Raw genomic sequence first — 21,408 nt, 5'->3', positions numbered from 1 at the left:
CGCCGGCCGGCCCTGATTTTAGGACCACCCGGCTCTTGCTCTATGAAACTTATCGGCTCGTTGGCCAGCCCCTTCGTCCGCAAAGTCCGCATCGTCCTGGCAGACAAGAAACTCGACTACCAGTTCGAGCAGGAAAACGTGTGGGCGGCGGACACCCGCATCCAGGACTCCAACCCGCTGGGCAAGGTCCCCTGCCTGATCATGGAGGACGGCGGCGCGGTCTTCGATTCCCGCGTCATCGTCGAGTACCTGGATACGATCACGCCCGTCTGCCGGCTGCTGCCCCCCTCGGGCCGCGAGCGCTCCGAGGTCAAGTGCTGGGAAGCCCTGGCCGACGGCCTGCTGGACGCCGCCGTGCTGATCCGCGCCGAATATACCCAGCGCCCCGAGGCGCTGCGCAGCGAGAGCTGGATCGCGCGCCAGCAGGGCAAGATCGACGCCGCCTTGGATGCCATGGAAACCGGCCTGGGCGAAAAGCCCTTCTGTGCCGGCAACAGCTACACGCTGGCCGACGTCGCGGTGGGCTGCGCGCTGGGCTACCTGGACTTCCGCTACCCCGAGCGCGACTGGCGCGACGGCCATCCGAACCTGGCCCGCCTGGCCGAAAAACTGGCGCAGCGCCCTTCCTTCGCCGACACCGATCCGCGCCGGGGCTGATCCCGGCCCGTCCGCTCCGCGCTGCTATGCTTGACTCCGTTGCAGCCCCAAGGAGTCTCGCATGTCCTGGTTTGCCCCCCGATACACCACGTTATGGCTGGCCGTCCTGGGCACCGCGGGCTTCGGCCTGCTGGCCGCGGACGACGCGGACTGGGGCATCCCGGCGCTGATATTCGCGGCGCTGCTGGCGCTGGGTATCGTCGATCTCCTGCAGCGCAAGCACGCCGTCCGCCGCAACTATCCCATCCTGGGCAACCTGCGTTTCCTGTTCGAATTCATCCGTCCCGAACTGCGCCAGTACTTTTTCGAGGACGACACCAAGGCCGCGCCGTTCTCGCGCAACCAGCGCTCCATCGTCTACCAGCGCGCCAAGCAGGACATCGACAAGCGCCCGTTCGGCACCCAGGAAGACGTGTACGAACGCCGCTACGAATGGATCAACCACTCGATGGCCCCGGTGCACATCGAGAACTTCGATTTCCGCGTGGCGGTGGGCGGACCGGACTGTACCCAGCCCTACAGCGCCTCGATCTTCAACATCTCGGCCATGAGCTTCGGCGCGCTGTCCGCCAACGCGGTGACGGCGCTCAACACCGGCGCCCGCAAGGGCAATTTCGCGCACGACACCGGCGAAGGCGGCATCAGCCGCTACCACCGCGCGCCGGGCGGCGACCTGGTCTGGAACATCGGCTCCGGCTACTTCGGCTGCCGCGACGCGGACGGCAGCTTCAGCGAGGAAGCCTTCGTGGCCAACGCCACCTCGCCGCAGGTGCGCATGATAGAAATCAAGCTGTCACAAGGCGCCAAGCCGGGCCATGGCGGCATCCTGCCGGGCGCCAAGGTCACGCCCGAGATCGCCGAGGCGCGGGGCGTGCTGGTGGGCGTGGACTGTAATTCTCCCTCGCGCCACGGCGCCTTCTCCACGCCCATCGGCCTGATGCAGTTCGTGGCGCGCCTGCGCCGGCTCTCGGGCGGCAAGCCCGTGGGCTTCAAGCTGTGCGTGGGCCATCCCTGGGAATGGTTCGCCATCGTCAAGGCCATGCTGCAAACCGGCATCACGCCCGACTTCATCGTGGTGGACGGCGCCGAAGGCGGAACCGGCGCGGCGCCCGTGGAATTCACCGACCACGTCGGCGTGCCGCTGCAGGACGGCCTCCTGCTGGTCCACAACACCCTGGTCGGCGTGAACCTGCGCGACCGGATACGCATAGGCGCCTCGGGCAAGATCATCACCGCCTTCGACATCGCTCGCACGCTGGCGCTGGGCGCCGACTGGTGCAACAGCGCGCGGGGCTTCATGTTCTCGCTGGGTTGCATCCAGGCCCAGGCCTGCCATACCGACCGGTGCCCCACGGGCGTCACCACGCAGGATCGGCTGCGACAACAGGCGCTGGTGGTGCCGGACAAGGCCGAGCGGGTCTACAACTTCCACCGCAACACCCTGCGCGCCCTGAGCGAACTGGTGTCGGCCGCGGGCCTGGACCATCCATCCAAGCTGAGCGCCGAGCACATCGTGCGCCGGATATCGGGCAACGAAGTCAAGCTGCTGGCCAGCCTCTTTCCCTTCCTGAAGCGCGGCGAGCTGCTGGCCGGCACGCCGCCCTACGAGGTCTACCGGAAATACTGGCCCATGGCCCAGGCCGAGTCCTTCGAGGCCATGCTGCCCCAGACCCAGGCCGCTTCCTGACCGCGGCCGCCTACCCCTCGCTCCCCTTCCGGCCGCCCGGCAGGAAGGCAGCGACGGTCTCTGATGAGAATGAAAAAAGCCACCTGAATGAACGGTGGCTTTTTTCATGGCGTCGCAGCTACGGATATCAGGCTTCGGCCGTGACCGGGTTGCGCAGCAGGCCGACCTTCTCGATCTCGATCTCCACCACGTCGCCCGGCTTCATCCAGACCTGCGGATTGCGTGCCTGGCCCACGCCGGCGGGCGTGCCCATGACGATCACGTCGCCCGGCTCCAGAGTCAGCACTTCGGTCAGCAGCTCGATGGTCTCGGGGATGTCGAAGATCATGTCGCTGGTGTTGGCATCCTGCATGACCTGGCCGTTCAGGCGGCACTTGATCGACAAGCCCTTGGCTGCGGCAGGCAGCTCGTCGGCGGTGACCAGGTGCGGGCCGAAGGCGCCCGTGGCGTCGAAGTTCTTGCCGATGGTCCACTGCGGCGTGCGCTTCTGGTAGTCGCGCACCGAAATGTCGTTGAAGCAGGCATAGCCGAACACGAGGTCCATGGCCTGGTCGCGCTTGACGTGGCGGCCGGCCTTGCCGATCACCACGGCCAGCTCGGCCTCGTAGTCGAACTTGTCGGACACGCGCGGACGCACCGTGGGTTCGCCATGGGCCAGCAGCGAGGTGGCGCCGCGGAAGAAGAACCAGGGGTATTCGGGCTTGTCGCGGCCGCCTTCCTTGGCGTGGTCGAAGTAGTTCAGGCCCAGGCAGATGATCTTGCCGGGGCGGGGCACCACGGGCGCGTAGGCGATCGAGTCGGCCGGCAGGCGCGGAGCCGACGACGCGATGGCGGCCTTGGCAGCGGCCTGGAGGTCGACGCCGGCCTGCAGCGCGGCACCCAGGTCCGCCGGGACCTGCGGCTGGGCCTGGTTCAGGTCGATGATGCCGTCATCGGCCAGGACGCCCAGGCGCACGGCGCCATCTTTGCGGAAACTCACGAATTTCATCTCTAACTCCGATAGTGGGGTGAAAACGCGCGTGCCTGCACGCGCAAAGACGCCTGCCCCGCGGGGCGGTCATTCCTTCGGCTTCGCCATTTTATATACATTTTCTCGGAACGCAATTTTTTATACATATTTTATTCCAAGACGGTGTTTTATACACTTTCATATAAAATCCACCGGCCGGCACCCACGCACGGCCGCCCCGCAACGGGCTTCATGGAGTTCTCGTGGCTAAGACCCCCGCCCCACCGGCCGATCCCGGCGCCCCCGCCGCCACCCTGGCCACCTCGCTGTACGACCGCATGCGCGCCGATCTGCTGGCGGGCCGGTTGCTGCCGCCCGGGCGCAAGCTGCAGATCGAATTCCTGAGCCATCACTACGGCGCCGGCCAGACCCCCGTGCGCGAGGCGCTGAACCGGCTGACCGCCGACGGCCTGGTGGAGCAGCGCGACCAGCGCGGCTTCGCCGTGGCGGCGGTCAGCCCCGCCGACCTGGTGGAGATCACCAATACCCGCTGCTGGCTGGAAGAGATCGCCCTGCGCAAGTCCATGGCGTCGGGCTCCGCGCAATGGGAAGAGGACCTGGTCCTGGCCTTCCATCGCCTGTCCAAGACGCCACGCTCGCTGCGGGACGACCGCTTCGAGGCCAACCCGGAATGGGAACAGCGCCACCGGGCCTTCCACCGGGCGCTGATAGGCGGGTGCGGGTCGCGCTGGCTGATCGGCTTCTGCGAACAGCTGGCGGACCAGTTGTACCGCTATCGCCAGTTGTCGGTGCAGAAGATCTTCCCGGACCGTCCGATCCAGGCCGAACACGAGGCCTTGATGGAAGCCATCACGGCGGGCGACGCCGATCGGGCCGTCGAACTGCTGACCGAGCACTACCAGAAGACCGCGCGGATCGTGCTGGATGACCCCGAGGCCTTCGAGGGATAGCCGGCCGCGCCGGCGCCCCCCTTTGATAAAATCCCCCATGGATCCGAACGAGTACCCTCCATGGTCTGGACGCCCCGAGTCACCGTCGCCGCCGTGATCGAGCGCGACGGCAAGTTTCTGGTCATCGAGGAAGACACCGGCGACGGCGTCAGGCTGAACCAGCCGGCCGGCCACCTCGAAGCCGGCGAGTCGCTCGAGTGCGCCGTCAGGCGCGAAACCCTGGAAGAGACCGCGCATCCCTTCGTACCGTCGGGATGGTTGGGCACGTACCTGTGGCGCCCCGAAGCCGCCGATGCGCCGACTTTCCTGCGCTTCGCTTTCGTGGGCGAGGCAGGCCAGCCGATTCCCGGCCGCGCCCTGGACGAAGGCATACGCCGCGCGTTCTGGATCTCCGCCGACGAACTGCGCGCCCGGCAGGCCGAGCACCGCAGTCCGCTGGTCATGCGCTGCGTGGACGACTATCTGCGCGCGCGGGCGTCGGGCCGGCCGTGGCTGGCGCTGGACGCGCTCTACACACATACGGCAATCGTGGATACGCATCATGGCAAGCAGTAAGGGACGCATCGTAGTGGGCATGTCCGGCGGCGTGGATTCGTCGGTCAGCGCCTGGCTGCTGAAACAGCAGGGCTACGAGGTGGTCGGCCTCTTCATGAAGAACTGGGAGGACGACGACGATTCCGAGTACTGCTCGACCCGCCAGGACTGGCTGGACGCCGCCAGCGTGGCCGACGTGATCGGCATCGACATCGAGGCGGTGAACTTCGCCGCCGAATACAAGGACCGCGTGTTCGCGGAATTCCTGCGCGAATATTCGGCCGGCCGCACGCCCAACCCCGACGTGCTGTGCAACGCCGAGATCAAGTTCAAGGCCTTCCTGGACCATGCCATGCGCATGGGCGCCGAACACATCGCCACCGGCCACTACGCGCGCGTGCGCCGCGTCGAGTCGGGACCGCAGGCGGGCCGCCATCAATTGCTCAAGGCCCTGGACGGCACCAAGGACCAGAGCTATTTCCTGCACCGGCTGAACCAGGAACAACTGTCGCGCACGGTGTTCCCGCTGGGCGAGATCCGCAAGACCGAGGTGCGGCGCATCGCTCATGAGCTTGGCCTGTCCAATGCCGCCAAGAAGGACTCCACCGGCATCTGCTTCATTGGCGAACGCCCGTTCCGCGAGTTCCTGAACCGCTACCTGCCCACCCAGCCCGGCCCCATCCTGACGTCCGAAGGCCAGCGCGTGGGCCGGCACGTCGGGCTGTCGTTCTACACGCTGGGCCAGCGCAAGGGCCTGGGCATAGGCGGCGTGAAGGGCCGCCAGCAGGAGGACGGCACCGCGGACGCCTGGTACGTGGCGAAGAAGGACCTGGCGTCCAACACGCTATACGTGGTGCAGGGCCACGACCATCCCTGGCTGCTGAGCCACGCCTTGCAAGCCCAGCAAGCCTCCTGGATCGCCGGCGAGCCCCCCGCCCCCGGCACCTACGGCGCCAAGACCCGTTACCGCCAACCCGACGCCGCCTGCACGCTGCAGCACGCCCAGGGCGAAGCCTTCGAGCTGGGCTTCCCCGAAGCGCAGTGGGCCGTCACCCCGGGCCAGTCCGCCGTCCTCTACGATGGCGAAGTCTGCCTGGGCGGCGGAATCATTGCCCTCCCCTCTTGCCCTTCGGGCGCCCGCTGAAGGGGGCGGCGCAAGGGGCTACCTCAACCCCGGCATGTCGAAGCCCAGTTCCTCCAGCTTGCCGATCAGCTCCGCCTCTTGCTCCCCCGGCAGCTCGGTCAACGGCGGCCGCACGGCGCGCCAGGCCTGGTCTTGCGCGAAATAAGAGATGATCGCCTTCAGCGCCGGGATCATCGAATACTTCTGCACCAGTTCGCGAGTCTGGGTGACCTTCTGCTGCAGCGCTTCGGCGTCGGGACCCTGCCAGTTGGCGTAGAGCTGGCTGATGGGACCCGGGTTGATGTTGCCGGTGGCCGTGATGCAGCCCTTGCCGCCCGCGCGCAGGCCGCGCAGCAGCAGCGTTTCGCTGGCGGGGAAGACGTCGAAGCCGGTCGAGGCGAAGGCGTCGATGACGGACTTGGAGTAGTTCCAGTCGCCGGACGAGTCCTTCAGGCCCACGACGGTGTCGGGATAGGCCTTGATCAGGCGCTCGATCAGCGGCAGCGAGATCGGCACCTGCGACACGGGCGGGATGTGATACAGGTAGACGCGCAGCGCCGAGTCGCCGACGTTCTCGATGACCTGGCTGTAGTAGCGGAACAGGCCCTCGTCGGGCACGCTCTTGTAGAAGAACGGCGGCAGCATCAACACGCCGGCCGCGCCGTGCTTGACGGCGGCGGCGGTCAGTTGCGAGGCCTCGGGCACCGAGCAGGCGCCGGTGCCCGGCATCAGCTTGGCGCCGGGGATGCCGTCGGCGACGAGCCTGCCCATCAATTCGATCTTCTCGGTGGCCGACAGCGAGTTGGCCTCGCTGTTGGTGCCGAAGATGGCCAGGCCGGCGCAGCCGCTGTCGAGCAGCCACTGGCAATGGCGGGCGAAGCGGTCGGCATCGGGCAGCATGTCGGGCTGGAACGGCGTGACGACCGGGGCAAGCAGGCCTTGCAGGCGGGGAGGTGCGGACATGTCTCTCTTCCTTCTTACGGGGGGTTGATCATTCATGGGGCTGGGCGCCACGTTGGTCGATGAAACGGCAACCCCTCCAGGGCACAGCGGATCCGGCTCCGCCGGGCCGCCAGTGCCGCCCCTCGAGGGGCGCGCGCAAGCGCGTAGGGGTGGGCTCCATCCTCAGTGGGCTTGGATGCGTTGCAGGCGGGCCATCGCGTTGCTCATGTGGGCATGGGCGGCCTGCCGGGCGGCTGCGGGGTCGTGCGCGGCGATGGCCTCGTAGATGGCTTCGTGTTCCATCGTGATGTCGGTCAGCCAGCCGGCCAGCTCGCAATTGCGGCGGCTGATGGAAAGCTGGTTGCGGGTATGGCGTTCCAGGAACTCGAAGAAATCGTCGTAGACCGGGTTGTTGGCGGCGCGCGCGATGGCCCGGTGGAACAGGATGTCTTCCTCGACCCCGTCGCCGCCGCGCAGGCTGGCCTGGTTCAGGACTTTCAACGCCTGGCGGATCTCCTTGACCTGCGCCGGGGTCGCGCGGGCGGCTGCCAGGGCGGCGGCCTCGGTCTCCACGCCTATCCGCAGCTCGAACACCTGCTGCACGACGGCGTTCGCCTCTTGCCGCTCGCCGCCGATGCGGAACGGCCGGCCCGCTGGTGTGGCCGCGACGAAGGCCCCCAGCCCCTGGCGCGTCGTGACCAGGCCATCGGACTTCAGGCGCGCGATGGCCTCGCGCACCACGGTGCGGCTGACGCCGAAATCGGCGGCCAGGCGTTCTTCGGTGGGCAGGCGGCTGCCGGCCTCGCGCTCGCCCGACACGATCTGCGTGGCGAGCACTTCGCTGAGCTGCTCGGCCAGGTTGCTGCTGCGCAAGGGAGTCGATGACATGCGAAGGCGTGACCGGGGAAGGTTCAAAGCACACATATTGCCCGGTTATCATACAACCCGTCAACCTGGGGACGGCCGCCGGCCGGTGCTGCCGGCCCTGCCCGGCGCGGCCGATTTGACCGGGCATGCTAGGATGCTCCGGGCGACGCGAGGGGAATCGCCACAGGCCGCGCAAGACGGCAACGCCCTTGCGTTCGACCGCCACAACGCAACGAGGAGAATCTCATGAAGATTGGGGTCCCGACTGAAATCCGGCCGGGGGAGACACGTGTTGCCGCAACGCCGGAAACCGTGAAGAAAATGTCGGCAGGCGGCAACCAGGTACTGGTGCAGGCCGGCGCCGGACGGCTGGCCAGCTTCCCCGACGAAGCCTATGCCGCCGCGGGCGCCACGCTGGTGCCCGATGCCGCGCAGGTCTACGCGCAGGCCGAACTGGTGCTGAAAGTCCAGGCGCCGCAGGAGTCCGAGCTGGCGCAACTGCGCGCGGGCCAGATCCTGCTGGGCATGCTGAACCCCTTTGACGCCGAAGGCCTGGAGAAACTCGCCGCCACCGGCGTGACCGGCTTCTCGCTCGAGGCCGCGCCGCGCATCACGCGCGCGCAAAGCCTGGACGTGCTGTCCTCGCAGGCCAACATCGCGGGCTACAAGGCGGTCATCGTCGCGGCCGACCACTACGGCCGCTTCATGCCCATGCTGATGACCGCCGCCGGCACCGTCAAGGCCGCGCGCGTCGTCGTGCTGGGCGCCGGCGTGGCGGGACTGCAGGCCATCGCCACCGCCAAGCGGCTGGGCGCGGTGGTCGAGGCCTCGGACGTGCGGCCCGCCGCCAAGGAACAGATCGAATCGCTGGGCGCCAAGTTCATCGACGTGCCCTACGAGACCGACGAGGAACGCGAGATCGCCCAGGGCGTGGGCGGCTACGCCCGGCCCATGCCGGCGGCATGGATGGCGCGCCAGGCGGCGCTGGTGGCCGAACGCTGCAAGCAGGCCGACATCGTCATCACGACCGCGCTGATCCCGGGCCGCCCCGCGCCCGTGCTCGTCAGCGAGGAAACCGTGGCCGGCATGAAGCCGGGCTCGGTCATCGTCGACCTGGCGGTGGAACGCGGCGGCAACTGCCCGCTGTCCCGGCCCGACCAGGTGGTCGAGGCGCACGGCGTGAAGATCGTCGGCTACACCAACCTCGCCGCGCAGGTGGCCACCGACGCGTCCGCCTTGTACGCCCGCAACCTGCTGGACTTCCTGAAGCTGGTGGTCGCCAAGGATGGCGCCCCCGCCATCCAGCGCGAAGACGAGATCGTTGCCGCCTGCATGGTGTGCGATGCCAACCGCGTGCTGAGGAACAAGTAATGGAACTCATCGACCACACCATCATCAACCTCATCATCTTCGTGCTGGCCATCTACGTGGGCTACCACGTGGTCTGGAACGTCACTCCCGCCCTGCACACCCCGCTGATGGCCGTCACCAACGCCATCTCCGCCATCATCATCGTCGGCGCCATGCTGGCCGCGGCGCTGACCGACACCGGCCTGGGCAAGGCCATGGGCGTGCTGGCCGTCGCGCTGGCCGCGGTCAACGTGTTCGGCGGCTTCCTGGTCACGCGGCGCATGCTCGAGATGTTCCGCAAGAAGCCCAAGGCCGCGCCGGCCGACGCCGCCAAGCAGGAGGCCCGCTGATGCTATCGCTCAACGTCGTCACCCTGCTCTACCTGGTCGCCTCGGTGTGCTTCATCCAGGCGCTCAAGGGCCTGTCGCACCCCACGACCTCGCGCATGGGCAATACCTTCGGCATGGTCGGCATGGCCATCGCCGTGCTGACCACCGCCGCGCTGATCGGCAAGCTTGCCGCCGAGCCGCTGGCCGGCCTGGGCTGGGTCGTGCTGGGCCTGCTGGTCGGCGGCACCGCCGGCACCATCATGGCCAAGCGCGTGGAAATGACCAAGATGCCCGAGCTCGTGGCCTTCATGCACAGCATGATCGGCCTGGCCGCGGTGTTCATCGCCATCGCGGCGGTGGCCGAGCCGCATGCCTTCGGCATTGCCGATCCGGGCATCCCCATTCCCACCGGCAACCGCATCGAGCTGTTCATCGGCACCTTCGTGGGCGCGATCACCTTCTCCGGATCGGTCATCGCCTTCGGCAAGCTGTCGGGGCGCTACAAGCTGCGCGTGTTCCGTGGCGCGCCGGTGGTGTTCGCCGGCCAGCACATGCTGAACCTGCTGCTGGCCGTCGTCATGGTCGGATGCGGCATCTGGTTCGCGGTCACCCAGGAGTGGACCCCGTTCGTCATCATGACGGCCATCGCCTTCGTGCTGGGCGTGCTCATCATCATCCCCATCGGCGGCGCCGACATGCCCGTCGTGGTGTCGATGCTGAACAGCTACTCCGGGTGGGCGGCGGCCGGCATCGGCTTCTCGCTCAACAACCCCATGCTGATCATCGCCGGCTCGCTGGTGGGCTCGTCGGGCGCGATCCTGTCCTACATCATGTGCAAGGCGATGAACCGGTCGTTCTTCAACGTGATCCTGGGCGGCTTCGGCGGCGACGCCTCGGCGGCCGGCGCGGCGGGCGAACAGCAGCAGCGCAGCGTCAAGTCGGGCAGCCCCGACGATGCCTCCTTCATGCTGACCAACGCCGAGACCGTGGTGATCGTGCCGGGCTACGGCCTGGCCGTGGCGCGCGCACAGCATGCGCTGAAGGAACTCACCACCAAGCTGACCGAGAAGGGCGTGAACGTGAAGTACGCGATCCATCCGGTGGCCGGCCGCATGCCGGGGCACATGAACGTGCTGCTGGCGGAAGCCGAAGTGCCGTATGACCAGGTGTTCGAAATGGAGGACATCAACTCCGAGTTCGGCCAGGTCGACGTGGTGCTGGTGCTGGGCGCGAACGACGTGGTGAACCCCGCCGCGAAGAACGATCCCAAGTCTCCCATCGCGGGCATGCCCATCCTCGAGGCCTACAAGGCACGCACCATCATCGTCAACAAGCGGTCGATGGCGGCGGGCTACGCGGGCCTGGACAACGAGCTGTTCTATCTCGACAAGACCATGATGGTGTTCGGCGACGCGAAGAAGGTCGTCGAGGACATGGTCAAGGCGGTCGAGTAGTACCCGCCGTCCTGCCGCCCTGAAAAAGCGCGCGCAGGACGGCAATCAACGCCATCGGCTGGTCCAGCATCAGGTAATGGTGGGCCTGTGGCACGACCACGGGCCCACGCCCATGCCGCAGATGCGCCACGATGCGCTCGGCGTCCTCCTGCCGGATGACACTGCTGAATTCCCCCCGCACGTAGTCCACGGGAATCTCCAGGCCGGCGAGCAGTTCCGACATGTCTCCCTCGTGCGGGCCCGGCGGCAGGTGGGGATCGAATTTCCACAGCCAGCCGCCCTGCTGCCGCCTGAGCGCATGGCGGGCGACGTGATCGACCAGGAACGCGTTGTCGCAGGGTTGCGGCGGCGTCAGCCGGTACCGGGCGCGCGCGCTGGCGAAGTCCGGATACGGTTCGAGCCGGGGACGCCTGGGCGGCGCGGCGTGGCTGGGTGGACTGTCGGCCAGGCGGCAGATGCTGTCCACCGCCACGACGTGCCGGATCCGGTCGGGAAAATCCGCGGCGGCGCGCAGGGCGCGTGCGCCGCCGAAGCTATGCCCCACCACGACCGCCGGCCCCAGCGCCGCATGCTCGATCACGGCGCCGATGTCGGCCGCGAAGCCCTGCGCGGTGTAGGCGGCACGGTGGCCGCTGTCGCCCATGCCCGACAAGTCCATGGACACGACCCGGAAGGCGTCGGCGAAGTACGGGGCGATGAAATCCCAGTAGCGGGCGTGCGCGCGGTAGCCGTGCACGAACAACAGGCCGGGCTTGTGGGTGTGCTCGAGCCCCCAGGCCAGATAGTGCAGGCGCGCGCCATCGGCCATGACCCAGCATGATTCGGCCGGCCGGGCCATGGCGCGCAGATACCAGTCGGGTCCGGCCGAGGGCGCCGCCGCTTCGCTCGCCTGCACCGCTCAGTCCAGGCGGGCTCGGGGTTGCGCGCCGGCGGCATTGAGGACGGATGCATGGCGGCTGGACGCGGCGATGTCCAGGCGGGCCTGGGCGACCTCTTGCATATGCCGGGCGATGGTGGCGCGGCGCTCGGCCAGCACCAACCGCTTGGTCAGGCGATTGGCATGGAAGGAATTGCCTGCCAGCTTGCGCGCCAGCGCCAAGGCTTCGGCATAGGGATCGGCGGCGACCCGGTTCACCAGGCGGATGGCCTGCGCTTCTTCGGCCGAGTAGGCCCGGCCGGTCAGCATGATCTCGAGCGCGGCCGCTTCGCCCACCAGGCCGGGCAACGTGATGTCGCTGATGCCGGATAGCATGCCGTGTTCGACTTCGGGGAAGGACAGGCGCGCGTCCGGGCCGGCGATGCGCAGATCGCAATGGATGGCCAGCGTCAGGCCAAAACCGATGACATAGCCATGCAGGGCGGCGACCACGGGCTTGGTGAGTTCCACGCCCACGGACGGAATCGCGTTGGCCAGGATGTCGGTGCCGACGGTGCCGCCGGTCTCTTTCATCGCCTTGAAATCGGAGCCGGCCGAGAATGCCCGGGGGCCTGCCCCCCGCATCACCACGGCCCGGACCTCGTCACGCGCCTCGGCCTGCCGCCATATGCCCGCCAGCGCCTGCTTGTGCGCGGCGTCCAGCGCATTCAGCCGCTCGGGACGATTCAGCGTGACGACGAACACGCCATCGCCCATGCCTTCGAATTCGATGCTCATCGATTGCTCCGCCGTGCCCCGGTTGCAAGGCACATCCTGGACGATTTTAGGAAGAGTTTGTATAGAGCACAACTTGTGTTTATTATGAACATATCGCCCTTCATCGCCCGCCATGAGCATCCCCGCGCTTCTCGAACAAGCCCGCCGGGCCTGGCCCGACCGCTGCGCCCTGATCGACGCGGACAGCGGCCGAAGCTACGGCTTTCCCGAACTGGTGGGCGAAGTGTTCGCCTTCTCGCACCGGCTGCTCGCGGCGTTCGACACCCGGCCGGGCGACCGCGTCGCGCTGCTGGGAGACGCAACGCCGGCTTTCCTGTTCGCCGACTATGGCGTGATGAGCGCGGGCCGCGTCCGGGTATCGCTGGACCCTGCCCTCGACCCGGCCGAACACCTCGCCCAGTTGCACGACTCCGGCGCGAAGGTGCTGCTGTACTGCCCGTCGCACGCCGACCGGGTGCAGGCGCTGCGACCGGGCCTGCAGGACTGCGGCATCGATGCCCGTCCGCTCGACAGCCTGGCGGGCGAAGCCGGGGCGGCCACGACCGGCCTGCATCCACCTGTCCCATGCGAACCGGACCGGATCGCGGCGCTGAACTACACGGGCGGCACCACGGGCATGCCCAAGGCCGTCGTGCATACGCACGGCAGCTATGCAGCGGCCCTTCACAACATCGTGGCGGCGCGCCGGCCATGGACGGGCGACCGGATGCTGAACATGCGGCCGCTCTGGCCGATCGCGGCGATATCGCTGCTGGCCCATCTGCTGCAAGGCGGCACGCTCATCCTCGGCGGCCATTTCGAGCCCCGGCGCTTTCTCGAGCTGGCGGCGCGATACCGGCCGACCTGCACATCGCTGGTCCCCACGCACCTGGTCCGCATCCTCAGGGTGCTGCCCGACGTGCACGTCGATCTCGGCTCGCTGGCCTGCATCGAAATCGGCGCCGCCGCCATGCCGCCGGAACTGTTCGAGCAGGCAGTGGCCGCCTTCGGTCCCGTTTTTTCCGTCATCTATGGGCTGACCGAAGCACCGTGGACCTGCTATCGGCCGCCGTCCGCCGCCTCCGAACTGCTGGCCGATCCGGCCGGCACGCTGGGACTGGTCGGCCCCACGACCGACCGCGCCGAAATCGCCATCGGCGACGGCCGTACCGTCCTGCCCGCGGGCACGGTCGGCGAAGTGCTGATACGCGGCGGCCACGTCATGCAAGGCTATTGGAACCAGCCGGAGCTGACGGCTGCCGTGCTGGACGGCGCATGGTTCCACACCGGCGACCTGGGCTGTCTCGACGTCCGGGGCCGATTGCGCATACAGGGACGAGCCAAGGCCATCATCCGCACGGGCGGTAAATCGGTGCAGCCGGCCGAGGTGGAGCAGGTGCTGTGCAGCCATCCTTCGGTGCTCGAAGCCGCGGTCGTCGGCATCGCGGACCCCGAGTGGGGAGAAATCGTCGCCGCCGCCATCGTCGCGCGGCCCGGCTCCCGCCCCAGCCCCGACGAGCTGGCGGCGTTCTGCCGGGAACGCCTGTCCGCGCACAAGCGCCCCAAGCGCACGGTGTTCATGGACGCCCTGCCGCGCTCCCATTACGGTAAAGTGTTGACCCGGAAGGTCCAGGACGCGATCGCCGCCGCCCGCCAAGACTGAACTCCCTTTAGCGTGAACAGGCCCTAGCCTTGCAGACGACGCCAGAACACCGCCAGCCGGATGCCGACGGCACCGGACGGGTGCAATCCATAGACCGCGCCTTCATGGTGCTGCGCGAACTGGCCAGCACGCCCCAGGGCGCCACGGCGCTGGACCTGTCGCGCCGCACGGGCATAGAACGGACCACCGTCCATCGCCTGCTCAAGACACTCGTGCACTGGGACATGGTCACGGCCGACGACGGCGCCTATGCCTTGGGCCCCGAGTGCCTGCTGTTCGCCACGGCGCACGCCAGCCGGCTCAACGTGCGGCGCGCCGCGCTGCCCTACGCGGTCGAACTGCAGGAGAAAGTCCTGCACGGCCGTTCCGCGCTGGTGTCGATCTCGGTGCCGGCGCGCGACCGGGTCATCATCGTCGAACGCATCTGGACGCCGCGCACGCCGATGAACGTCATCATCGATATCGGCAACCAGTTCCCCATCGACGATTGCGCCAGCGGCAAAGCCATCCTGTCCACGTATGCCGACGACCTGTGCCTGGCCACGCTGGGCCAGGCCCGTTTCGACAAGGTCCGCCCCGCGCTGCGGAAAATCCGCCAGGCAGGGGGATTCTGCGCCACCGTGGGCCAGTACAAGCGCGGGCTGGCCTCGCTCGCCTGCCCCTTCCACGGACGAAGCCCGGCGGCGCTCGGCGCCATCGTCGTCTCCGGACTGGACCTGGATGACTGCCTGGACACGGGCTCGTCGCTGGCACAGCACCTGTACCGAGCGTGCGAGAACGTCTCGTCCGCGCTCCAGCACGGCTGACGCCGCGCGGCCGTCAGGCCGCCGGGTAGCGGCGCGGCCGCAGTCCCGCCTGGAACCAGTTGATCAGCGATACGCCGTCGAACACCGGAATGCCGAAGCGCTCCGCGATGTCGGCGCTGAACGGCGTCATGTTGGCGCACTCGGACACGATGGCGCCGACGTCCGGATGGCGGTCCAGCAGCCGCTCGGCGGCCTGGAGCACCTCGACACGCATCGCCTCGTGGCGCGGCACGACATCGCCCGACTTGATGGCGGTGACGAATACCGAGTCGGCCGGCATGCCCTCGACGGGCGTGCCGGCATCCACGCCCACCGCCTCCAGGTGCGAGGCATGCAAGCTCTCCTTGCTGAAGGTCAGTATCCCCACCCGCTTGTCCGGCGCGATCAGGCGCTGCGCCAGCGGAACCTGGAGCAGGCTGCTGGAGGCCACGGGCACGCCGCAGGCCGCCGCCAGTTCCCGCTGGTACAAGGCCAGGAAACCGCAAGTCGTGGCGATGCCGTCGACGCCGCCGGCGACCAGGTCCCGCGCCGCGGCCTTGAAGTCGTCCAGCAACCCCGAGGATTCCAGCGCCATCATCTTGTCCGGCGTCGCGCCTTCGACGATGCGGTACTGCACGGGGAAGTCCCAGGTACCCGCATGGCCGACATCGCCCGGCAGGCGGCAAAACCCGGTCTTGACCATCAGGATGCCGACGGTCACGCCGTGGAAAGTCTTCTTGCGTCCAGCCACCGTTGTTCCCCCGTCCCGATCACTTGGGTTCGATCTTCGCATCCGCGACAGCCTGCGCGTACTTCTTGCTTTCCTGCCGGACATAGTCGCCGAACTGCTTGCCCGTGACCGTGCCGGCAACCATCCCCTGCTTGTCCAGCCAGGCCTTGAATTGCGGCGATCCCAGCACCTTCGTCAAGCCAGCCTGGATACGCCTGGACACGGCTTCGGGCATGCCGGCGGGGCCCCACATGCCGTACCACGAGACGAAGTCCATGTCGGGCACGCCAGCCTCGCCCAGGGTGGGCACCGAAGGCAACAGCGCGCTGCGGCGCTCGCCCGTGACGGCGATGGCCTTCAGGCGGCCGGTACTGACGAAGGGCAAAGTAGTCAGCACGGGATCCATGATCGCGCTCAACTGGCCGCCCACGATGTCCGTCAGCGCGGGGGCGGACCCCTTGTAGATCACCATCGGGATCGACGTGCCCGCCCGGACGTTGAAGGTTTCCATGGCCAGGTGGCCGCCGGAACCGAAGCCCCCCACGCCAAAGTTGATCTTGTCCGGATGCGCCTTGGCCTCTTTGATGAAATCGCCGACCGTGGCGATGCCGCTTTGCGGCGACACGACGAAGACCAGGGGTGTGCTGGCCACCATGCCGATGGGCGTGAAGTCCTTGTGCAGATCGAAGCGCTGCTTCTCTTTCATCACGAGCGGGTTGACGATGACCGTGCTGGCCGTCAGCAGCAGCACATGGCCATCGGGCTCGGCGCCGGCGACATATTCCGCGCCGATGTTGCCGGAGGCTCCCGCCCGGTTCTCGACCACCACCTGCTGCCCGAACTCCTCGGACAACTGCGCGGCAAGCGCGCGCGACAGGGCATCGACCGTTCCACCCGGAACATAGGGCGCGACGATTCGCACCGGCTTGACGGGGAACCCCTGCGCCGATGCCGTGCCCGCCGCAAGAGCAAGGACAGCCGCCGCGCCCGCCGCCATTCTCTTCATCATCATCATGAACGCTTCCTCTGGCCGATGGAAGGAGCCGGAGCATCTGCGGGGATGCATGCCGGCACCCTCGGTTGATTGTTCGCAATATGGACAATATGTGCGAATCACGGCTAGGTTATGCGCGACGCTCCGTCCGGTCAACGAATTTTTAGGAAGAGATTCATGGCGTCCGGAAATGAGGCGTCACGGCTCGGCCGACGTCGCGGGCAACAAGGCCGACAGCGTTTCCAGCGTGTCGGCCTCTTCCACCGGCTTGTCCTGCCGCCAGCGCAACATGCGCGGAAAGCGCACCGCGATGCCGCTCTTGTGGCGCGTGCTGCGCGCGATCCCTTCGAATCCCAGTTCGAACACCAGGGTCGGCAGTACGCTGCGGACCGGTCCGAAGGTCTCCTGCGTGGTCTTGCGCACGATGGCATCCACCTGGCGGATCTCGTCGTCGGTCAGGCCCGAATAGGCCTTGGCGAACGGGACCAGGCCGCGTCCGGGCGTTCCCGGAGGCGCGTCCCAGACGGCGAAGGTGTAGTCGGTGTAGAGGCTGGCGCGGCGGCCATGCCCCTTCTGGGCGTAGATCAGCACGGCGTCCACCGAATAGGGATCCACCTTCCATTTCCACCACAGCCCCACGTCCTTGCTGCGCCCCACGCCGTAGCTGCCGCCGGCCTGCTTGAGCATCATGCCTTCCACGCCGCGCTCGCGCGAGCTCTCGCGCAGCCGGGCGTAGTCTTCCCAGGAGCTCTCCAGCAGCAGCGGACTGGGCAGCAACCCGGCACTTCCGGCGTCGGCCAGCAATGCGTCCAATGCGGCGCGGCGCTCGCGCTGGGGCCGGGCGCGCCAGTCCTGGCCCTCCAGCTCCAGCAGGTCGTAGGCCAGCAACGCCACGGGTATGTCGCGCAGGATGCGCGGGGTCAGGGTCTTGCGGCCGATCCGCTGCTGCAATTGCGCGAAGGGCTGCACCCTGCCCTCCTTGTGGACCACGATCTCGCCGTCCAGGACGGTCCCTTCGGGCAAGGCCGCCGCGGCCTGGAGCAGCTCGGGAAAACGGTCGCTGACCAGTTCCTCGCCGCGCGACCACAGCCAGGCTCCGCCCGCGCGTCGCACCAGTTGCGCCCGGATGCCGTCCCATTTCCATTCCACCAGCCAATCGGCGGGCGGGCCCAGCAGCCGCTCGAAGTCGGCGATATCCGCCTGCAAGGGATGGGCGAGGAAGAACGGATACGGCATCCCGCTTTCCTGGCGGCCGGCAGGCGCCTCGGCCGCGATCAGCGCCAGATAGCCCTGGGCCGAGGGCAATGCGTTCAGGTCGGTATAGCCCACCATGCGCTGCGCGATCTCCTTCGCGTCCACGCCGGCCAGCTCGGCCAGCACGCGCGTCACCAGCAGCCGCGACACCCCCACGCGGAAGCTGCCGGTGATGAGCTTGGTGAAGACCAGCCGGCCACGCGTGTCGAGCCGGCTCCAGGCCTCCAGCAAGCGGGGCTTCAAGGGTCCGGGGTCCATGCCGCGCAGCGGCAACAGGCTGTGCTCCATCCAGGCGGCCAGGCTGGCATCGTCAGCGTGCGGCGTGTCGGGCAGCAACAAGGCGATGGTCTCGGCCAGGTCTCCCACGGCCTGGTAGCTTTCCTCGAACAGCCACTCGGGAACGCCGGCGGCCTCGCGCGCATATTCCTTCAGCAGCTTCGCGGGCACCAGTTGTCGCGGTTTGCCGCCGGCCAGGAAATACACCGCCCAGGCGGCATCGGCCGGCGGCGCATGGCGCAGGTAGTCGAGCATGGCCGCCCGCTTGCCCAGGCTGGAGGTCGTGGCGTCGAGCGCGGCATAAAGATCGACGAAGGCTTTCATGCGTCGTCCGCCGGTGTCGCCGGATCGCCGATGTCGCCATCCTCTTCGTCGCCATCCTCTTCGTCGCCGTACTCGGTGGCGAAGGTCTCGGCATCCAGGCCGCGCTCGCGCAGCCAGCGCACCATGGCGTGCGCGCTGCCATGGGTCACGAAGACCCGCTGCGCCCCGGTGGCCTCGATGGCGCGCTGCAAGGCCGGCCAGTCGGCATGGTCGGACAGCACGAAGCCGCGGTCCACGCCCTTGCGTCGCTGGTTGCCCCGCACCCGCATCCAGCCGCTGGCATAGCCGTCGGAATGATCCCCGAAGCGCCGGAGCCAGGGCGAGCCCTGGGCCGAAGGCGGCGCCAGCACCAACGCCCGCCGCAGCATGGACCGGTCGGCAACGTCGGTCACGCGCGGCGCGGCGGGCAAGTCGACGCCGCTGCGGCGATACGCGTCATTGAGCACGGCCACGGCGCCATGCGCGATGACCGGCCCGATGGCCGGGTCCACGCTGGCCAGGACGCGCTGCGCCTTGCCGAAGGCGTAGCAGAACAGCACCGAGGCGCGTCCCGCGTCGGCGTTCCGCCGCCACCAGTCGTCGACCTCGCTGAACAGCGCCTCGCGGCCAGGCCAGCGATAGATGGGCAGGCCGAAGGTCGATTCGGTGATGAAGACATGGCAGCGCACCGGCTCGAAGGGTGCGCAGGTGGGATCGGCCTCGAGCTTGTAGTCGCCCGATGCCACCCAGACCTCGCCGCGATACTCGATGCGCACCTGGGCCGAGCCCAGCACGTGGCCGGCCGGATGCAGGGAAACCCTGACCCCGTTCATCTCCACCGCCTGCCCATAGTCCAGCGTCTGCAGCGGGATGTCGCCCAGGCGGATGCGCAGCACCTGTTCGCCCGCCGCGGCGGCCAGGTAGGCGCCGTGCCCCGCGCGGGCATGGTCGGCGTGGGCATGGGTGATCACCGCCCGTTCGACGGGGCGCCACGGATCGATATGGAAGCGCCCGGGCGGGCAGTACAGCCCGTCGCGGGTGGCGACGACGAGATCCATCGGCGGTTTCCGCATAAGCCAATAACCGGAAGATATGAGCGCCGCCGGGCGTACACAAGCCGGGGGTCGCAAGCGGATGGTTCGGTTCGTGAGCAGATGTGAACGAGCCGCTTGTACGCCGAGCTTCTGAGCAAATGCGAATTTCTTGGTTGGGTTCCGCGGATGGCTGGCTTATGGTGACAGCCTCGACATTCGGCAGCCCGCCATGCACTCGATACTGACCATTACCGGCAGCCCCTCGGCCGTCTCGCGCTCGACCCTGCTGGCCCAGACCCTGGACGCGCACCTGGAACAGGCGGGCTATGCCACCCGCTCGCTGAACGTGCGCGACCTGCCCGCCCAGGCCTTGCTGTCGGCCGACACCACCGACGCCCATATTGCCGCCGCGCTCCGGTCCCTGGCGCCGGTCGATGCCGTGATCATCGCCACGCCCATCTACAAGGCGGCCTACAGTGGAATACTGAAGACCTTCCTGGACCTGCTTCCCCAGACCGCGCTACAGGGCAAGGTCGTCCTGCCGCTGGCCACGGGAGGCTCGCCGGCCCACCTGCTGGCCGTGGACTATGCCCTGCGGCCCGTGCTGAACGCGCTTGGGGCGCGGCACATACTCAGCACGGTGTATGCCGCCGATGCGCAGATCACCGGCGACTCGGTCACAGGCTATCAACTCTCGCAGGACATCGCCGCCCGGCTGCTGGGCGGCTTGCGCGAGCTGAACGCAAGCCTGGGCGTGCGCGTCCCGCGCATCCAGCCGGTGGAAGTGCGGGAACGCCTGTACGCCTGACCCGTCACGGCGGGATCAATCGCCGACGATCTTGCGGTCCCGGATGATGGCGCCGAAACGCTTGGCGTCGTACTCGGCACGCTCGTGGAACTGCTCGGGCGTCATGGGCGCGGGGTCGCCGCCCAGGGCCACCAGGCGCTTGCGGAAGGCGGGCGTGCTCACGATCTTGTTGATCTCGGTATTGAGCTTGGTGACGATGTCCTTGGGCGTGCCGGCGGGCGCGTAGAAGCCGAACACGGTGTCGGCATCGAAGCCCTTCAGGCCCGCCTCGTCCAGCGTGGGCACGTTGGGGAACATGGGCGAGCGCGTCAGGCTGCCCACGGCCAGCATGTTGAGCTTGCCCGACTGCACGTGCTGCATGGCAATGCCCGGGTCGAAGGCGAAGTCGATCTGACCGGCCAGCAGGTCCACCAGCGCGGGCGCGGCGCCACGGTACGGGACATGGACGGCGCTCACGCCGGCCTGGCTCTGGAACATCTCCGCGGCCAGGTGGGGCGAGCTGCCATTGCCCGGCGTGCCGTAGGTCAGCTTGCCGGGATTGGCCTTCAGGTAGCCGATGAACGACTTGACGTCGGTGGGCAGCTTGCCCGGCTTGACCACCAGGAACACCTTGACCTTGGCGGCCGCGGCCACGGGCGCGAGGTCCTTGATCGGGTCGAAGGACATCTTGGGATAGATGTAGGGGTTGACTGACACCATGCCGCCGGAACTCATCAGCAGGGTGTAGCCGTCGGGCGCCGAACGGGCGACCGCCTCGCCGCCGATGTTGCCGCCCGCCCCGCCCTTGTTCTCGACCACCACGGGCTGGCCCAGCGCCTCTTGCAGGGGACCGGTGATGGCGCGCGCGATCTGGTCGGCGGCGCCGCCCGGCGGGAAGTTGACCACGACCTTCACGGGCTTGGTCGGATAGGCTTGCGCCACGGCGCCGAAGGCGACCGCGCATCCCAGCGCGAGCGCGCTCCACCTGGCCGCGAGGGCCGCTTTGCCTGCTTGACGGTTCATGTCTGTCTCCTGTTTTGTCATGAACGAACACGGATGCCCGCGTCCGCGCCCGGCCGCGACGGG

Annotated in this window: 21 protein-coding genes; 11 read left to right on the top strand and 10 right to left on the bottom strand. The window is 68.1% G+C overall.

The features are described from left to right. Positions 1-42: 42 nt before the first annotated feature. A complete protein-coding gene (locus N5K27_RS12505; protein WP_087837044.1) occupies positions 43-657 on the top strand; it encodes a glutathione S-transferase C-terminal domain-containing protein in 615 nt (204 codons plus the stop codon). Positions 658-718: 61 nt separating this feature from the next. Further along, positions 719-2,344 carry an FMN-binding glutamate synthase family protein gene (locus N5K27_RS12500; protein WP_279816789.1) on the top strand — a complete coding sequence of 542 codons (1,626 nt, stop codon included), beginning with the start codon at positions 719-721 and terminating at the stop codon, positions 2,342-2,344. A 127-nt stretch (positions 2,345-2,471) separates the two neighbouring features. Here the strand turns inward: N5K27_RS12500 and N5K27_RS12495 are convergent, their stop codons facing one another. Next, positions 2,472-3,332: a fumarylacetoacetate hydrolase family protein gene (locus tag N5K27_RS12495; protein WP_087837046.1), complete on the bottom strand. Its 861-nt coding sequence runs from the start codon at positions 3,330-3,332 to the stop codon at positions 2,472-2,474. Positions 3,333-3,556: 224 nt separating this feature from the next. Between N5K27_RS12495 and N5K27_RS12490 the strand changes: the two genes are divergently transcribed. Genes N5K27_RS12490 through mnmA form a run of 3 tightly spaced genes read left to right on the top strand, consistent with a single transcriptional unit; the run spans position 3,557 to position 5,942 of the window. Next, positions 3,557-4,264, top strand: a complete 708-nt coding sequence (locus N5K27_RS12490; protein WP_243724406.1) for an FCD domain-containing protein — start codon at positions 3,557-3,559, stop codon at positions 4,262-4,264. Positions 4,265-4,324: 60 nt separating this feature from the next. Next, on the top strand, positions 4,325-4,819 hold the full coding sequence (locus N5K27_RS12485) for an NUDIX hydrolase (protein ID WP_087837047.1): 495 nt from the start codon (positions 4,325-4,327) through the stop codon (positions 4,817-4,819). Then, entirely contained in the window at positions 4,806-5,942 is a 1,137-nt protein-coding gene (mnmA, locus tag N5K27_RS12480; protein ID WP_087837048.1) for a tRNA 2-thiouridine(34) synthase MnmA, read from the top strand. Before N5K27_RS12485 ends, mnmA begins: the two co-directional genes overlap by 14 nt. 18 nt (positions 5,943-5,960) lie before the next feature. Here mnmA and N5K27_RS12475 read toward each other — a convergent pair whose 3' ends face one another. Together N5K27_RS12475 and N5K27_RS12470 are read right to left on the bottom strand one after the other, a co-directional pair. Then, the gene (locus N5K27_RS12475; protein WP_087837049.1) at positions 5,961-6,884 is read right to left on the bottom strand and encodes a dihydrodipicolinate synthase family protein; all 924 of its coding nucleotides are present in this window, start codon (positions 6,882-6,884) and stop codon (positions 5,961-5,963) included. Between the two features lie 162 nt (positions 6,885-7,046). Continuing rightward, a complete protein-coding gene (locus N5K27_RS12470; RefSeq protein ID WP_165963050.1) occupies positions 7,047-7,751 on the bottom strand; it encodes an FCD domain-containing protein in 705 nt (234 codons plus the stop codon). Between the two features lie 225 nt (positions 7,752-7,976). On the opposite strand from N5K27_RS12470, the gene N5K27_RS12465 reads away from it, so the two are divergent. From N5K27_RS12465 to N5K27_RS12455, 3 genes are read left to right on the top strand one after another with little or no spacing between them, the layout of a single operon-like run. Next, positions 7,977-9,101, top strand: a complete 1,125-nt coding sequence (locus N5K27_RS12465; RefSeq protein ID WP_087837051.1) for a Re/Si-specific NAD(P)(+) transhydrogenase subunit alpha — start codon at positions 7,977-7,979, stop codon at positions 9,099-9,101. Beyond that, positions 9,101-9,430, top strand: a complete 330-nt coding sequence (locus N5K27_RS12460; RefSeq protein ID WP_279816781.1) for an NAD(P) transhydrogenase subunit alpha — start codon at positions 9,101-9,103, stop codon at positions 9,428-9,430. Before N5K27_RS12465 ends, N5K27_RS12460 begins: the two co-directional genes overlap by 1 nt. Then, entirely contained in the window at positions 9,430-10,863 is a 1,434-nt protein-coding gene (locus N5K27_RS12455; protein WP_087837053.1) for an NAD(P)(+) transhydrogenase (Re/Si-specific) subunit beta, read from the top strand. The genes N5K27_RS12460 and N5K27_RS12455 overlap by 1 nt, the downstream gene beginning before the upstream one ends. On the opposite strand, the gene N5K27_RS12450 is transcribed toward N5K27_RS12455, so the two are convergent. Continuing rightward, positions 10,847-11,758 carry an alpha/beta hydrolase gene (locus N5K27_RS12450; RefSeq protein ID WP_207958590.1) on the bottom strand — a complete coding sequence of 304 codons (912 nt, stop codon included), beginning with the start codon at positions 11,756-11,758 and terminating at the stop codon, positions 10,847-10,849. The two genes, N5K27_RS12455 and N5K27_RS12450, sit on opposite strands and share 17 nt — an antisense overlap. Before the next feature lie 3 nt (positions 11,759-11,761). Beyond that, a complete protein-coding gene (locus N5K27_RS12445) occupies positions 11,762-12,517 on the bottom strand; it encodes an enoyl-CoA hydratase-related protein (RefSeq protein ID WP_279816777.1) in 756 nt (251 codons plus the stop codon). Positions 12,518-12,629: 112 nt separating this feature from the next. Between N5K27_RS12445 and N5K27_RS12440 the strand changes: the two genes are divergently transcribed. Further along, positions 12,630-14,159 (top strand): class I adenylate-forming enzyme family protein, encoded by a 1,530-nt coding sequence (locus tag N5K27_RS12440; RefSeq protein ID WP_279816775.1) that lies wholly within the window; start codon positions 12,630-12,632, stop codon positions 14,157-14,159. A 29-nt stretch (positions 14,160-14,188) separates the two neighbouring features. Beyond that, complete coding sequence (locus N5K27_RS12435) at positions 14,189-14,965, top strand: IclR family transcriptional regulator (RefSeq protein WP_279816772.1); 777 nt, start codon at positions 14,189-14,191, stop codon at positions 14,963-14,965. Between the two features lie 13 nt (positions 14,966-14,978). On the opposite strand, the gene N5K27_RS12430 is transcribed toward N5K27_RS12435, so the two are convergent. The 4 genes from N5K27_RS12430 to N5K27_RS12415 all read right to left on the bottom strand — a co-directional run bounded on the left by N5K27_RS12430 (position 14,979) and on the right by N5K27_RS12415 (position 19,559). Then, on the bottom strand, positions 14,979-15,695 hold the full coding sequence (locus tag N5K27_RS12430; protein WP_279816769.1) for an aspartate/glutamate racemase family protein: 717 nt from the start codon (positions 15,693-15,695) through the stop codon (positions 14,979-14,981). Positions 15,696-15,714: 19 nt separating this feature from the next. Continuing rightward, a complete protein-coding gene (locus N5K27_RS12425) occupies positions 15,715-16,689 on the bottom strand; it encodes a tripartite tricarboxylate transporter substrate binding protein (RefSeq protein WP_165963049.1) in 975 nt (324 codons plus the stop codon). Positions 16,690-16,866: 177 nt separating this feature from the next. Further along, the gene (locus N5K27_RS12420; RefSeq protein WP_087837058.1) at positions 16,867-18,522 is read right to left on the bottom strand and encodes an ATP-dependent DNA ligase; all 1,656 of its coding nucleotides are present in this window, start codon (positions 18,520-18,522) and stop codon (positions 16,867-16,869) included. Then, positions 18,519-19,559 carry a ligase-associated DNA damage response exonuclease gene (locus N5K27_RS12415; protein ID WP_087837059.1) on the bottom strand — a complete coding sequence of 347 codons (1,041 nt, stop codon included), beginning with the start codon at positions 19,557-19,559 and terminating at the stop codon, positions 18,519-18,521. Before N5K27_RS12415 ends, N5K27_RS12420 begins: the two co-directional genes overlap by 4 nt. A 205-nt stretch (positions 19,560-19,764) precedes the next feature. Here N5K27_RS12415 and ssuE point away from each other — a divergent pair, with 205 nt between their 5' ends. Next, on the top strand, positions 19,765-20,343 hold the full coding sequence (gene ssuE, locus N5K27_RS12410) for an NADPH-dependent FMN reductase (protein WP_087837060.1): 579 nt from the start codon (positions 19,765-19,767) through the stop codon (positions 20,341-20,343). A gap of 15 nt (positions 20,344-20,358) precedes the next feature. Here the strand turns inward: ssuE and N5K27_RS12405 are convergent, their stop codons facing one another. Further along, positions 20,359-21,345, bottom strand: coding sequence for a tripartite tricarboxylate transporter substrate binding protein (locus N5K27_RS12405; protein ID WP_279816762.1), 987 nt, complete (start codon positions 21,343-21,345; stop codon positions 20,359-20,361). Positions 21,346-21,408: the final 63 nt, after the last annotated feature.

The organism is Pigmentiphaga sp. GD03639, assembly GCF_029845405.1.
Lineage (GTDB): Bacteria > Pseudomonadota > Gammaproteobacteria > Burkholderiales > Burkholderiaceae_B > Pigmentiphaga > Pigmentiphaga daeguensis.
This window is presented reverse-complemented; position numbering and strand designations above follow the sequence as displayed.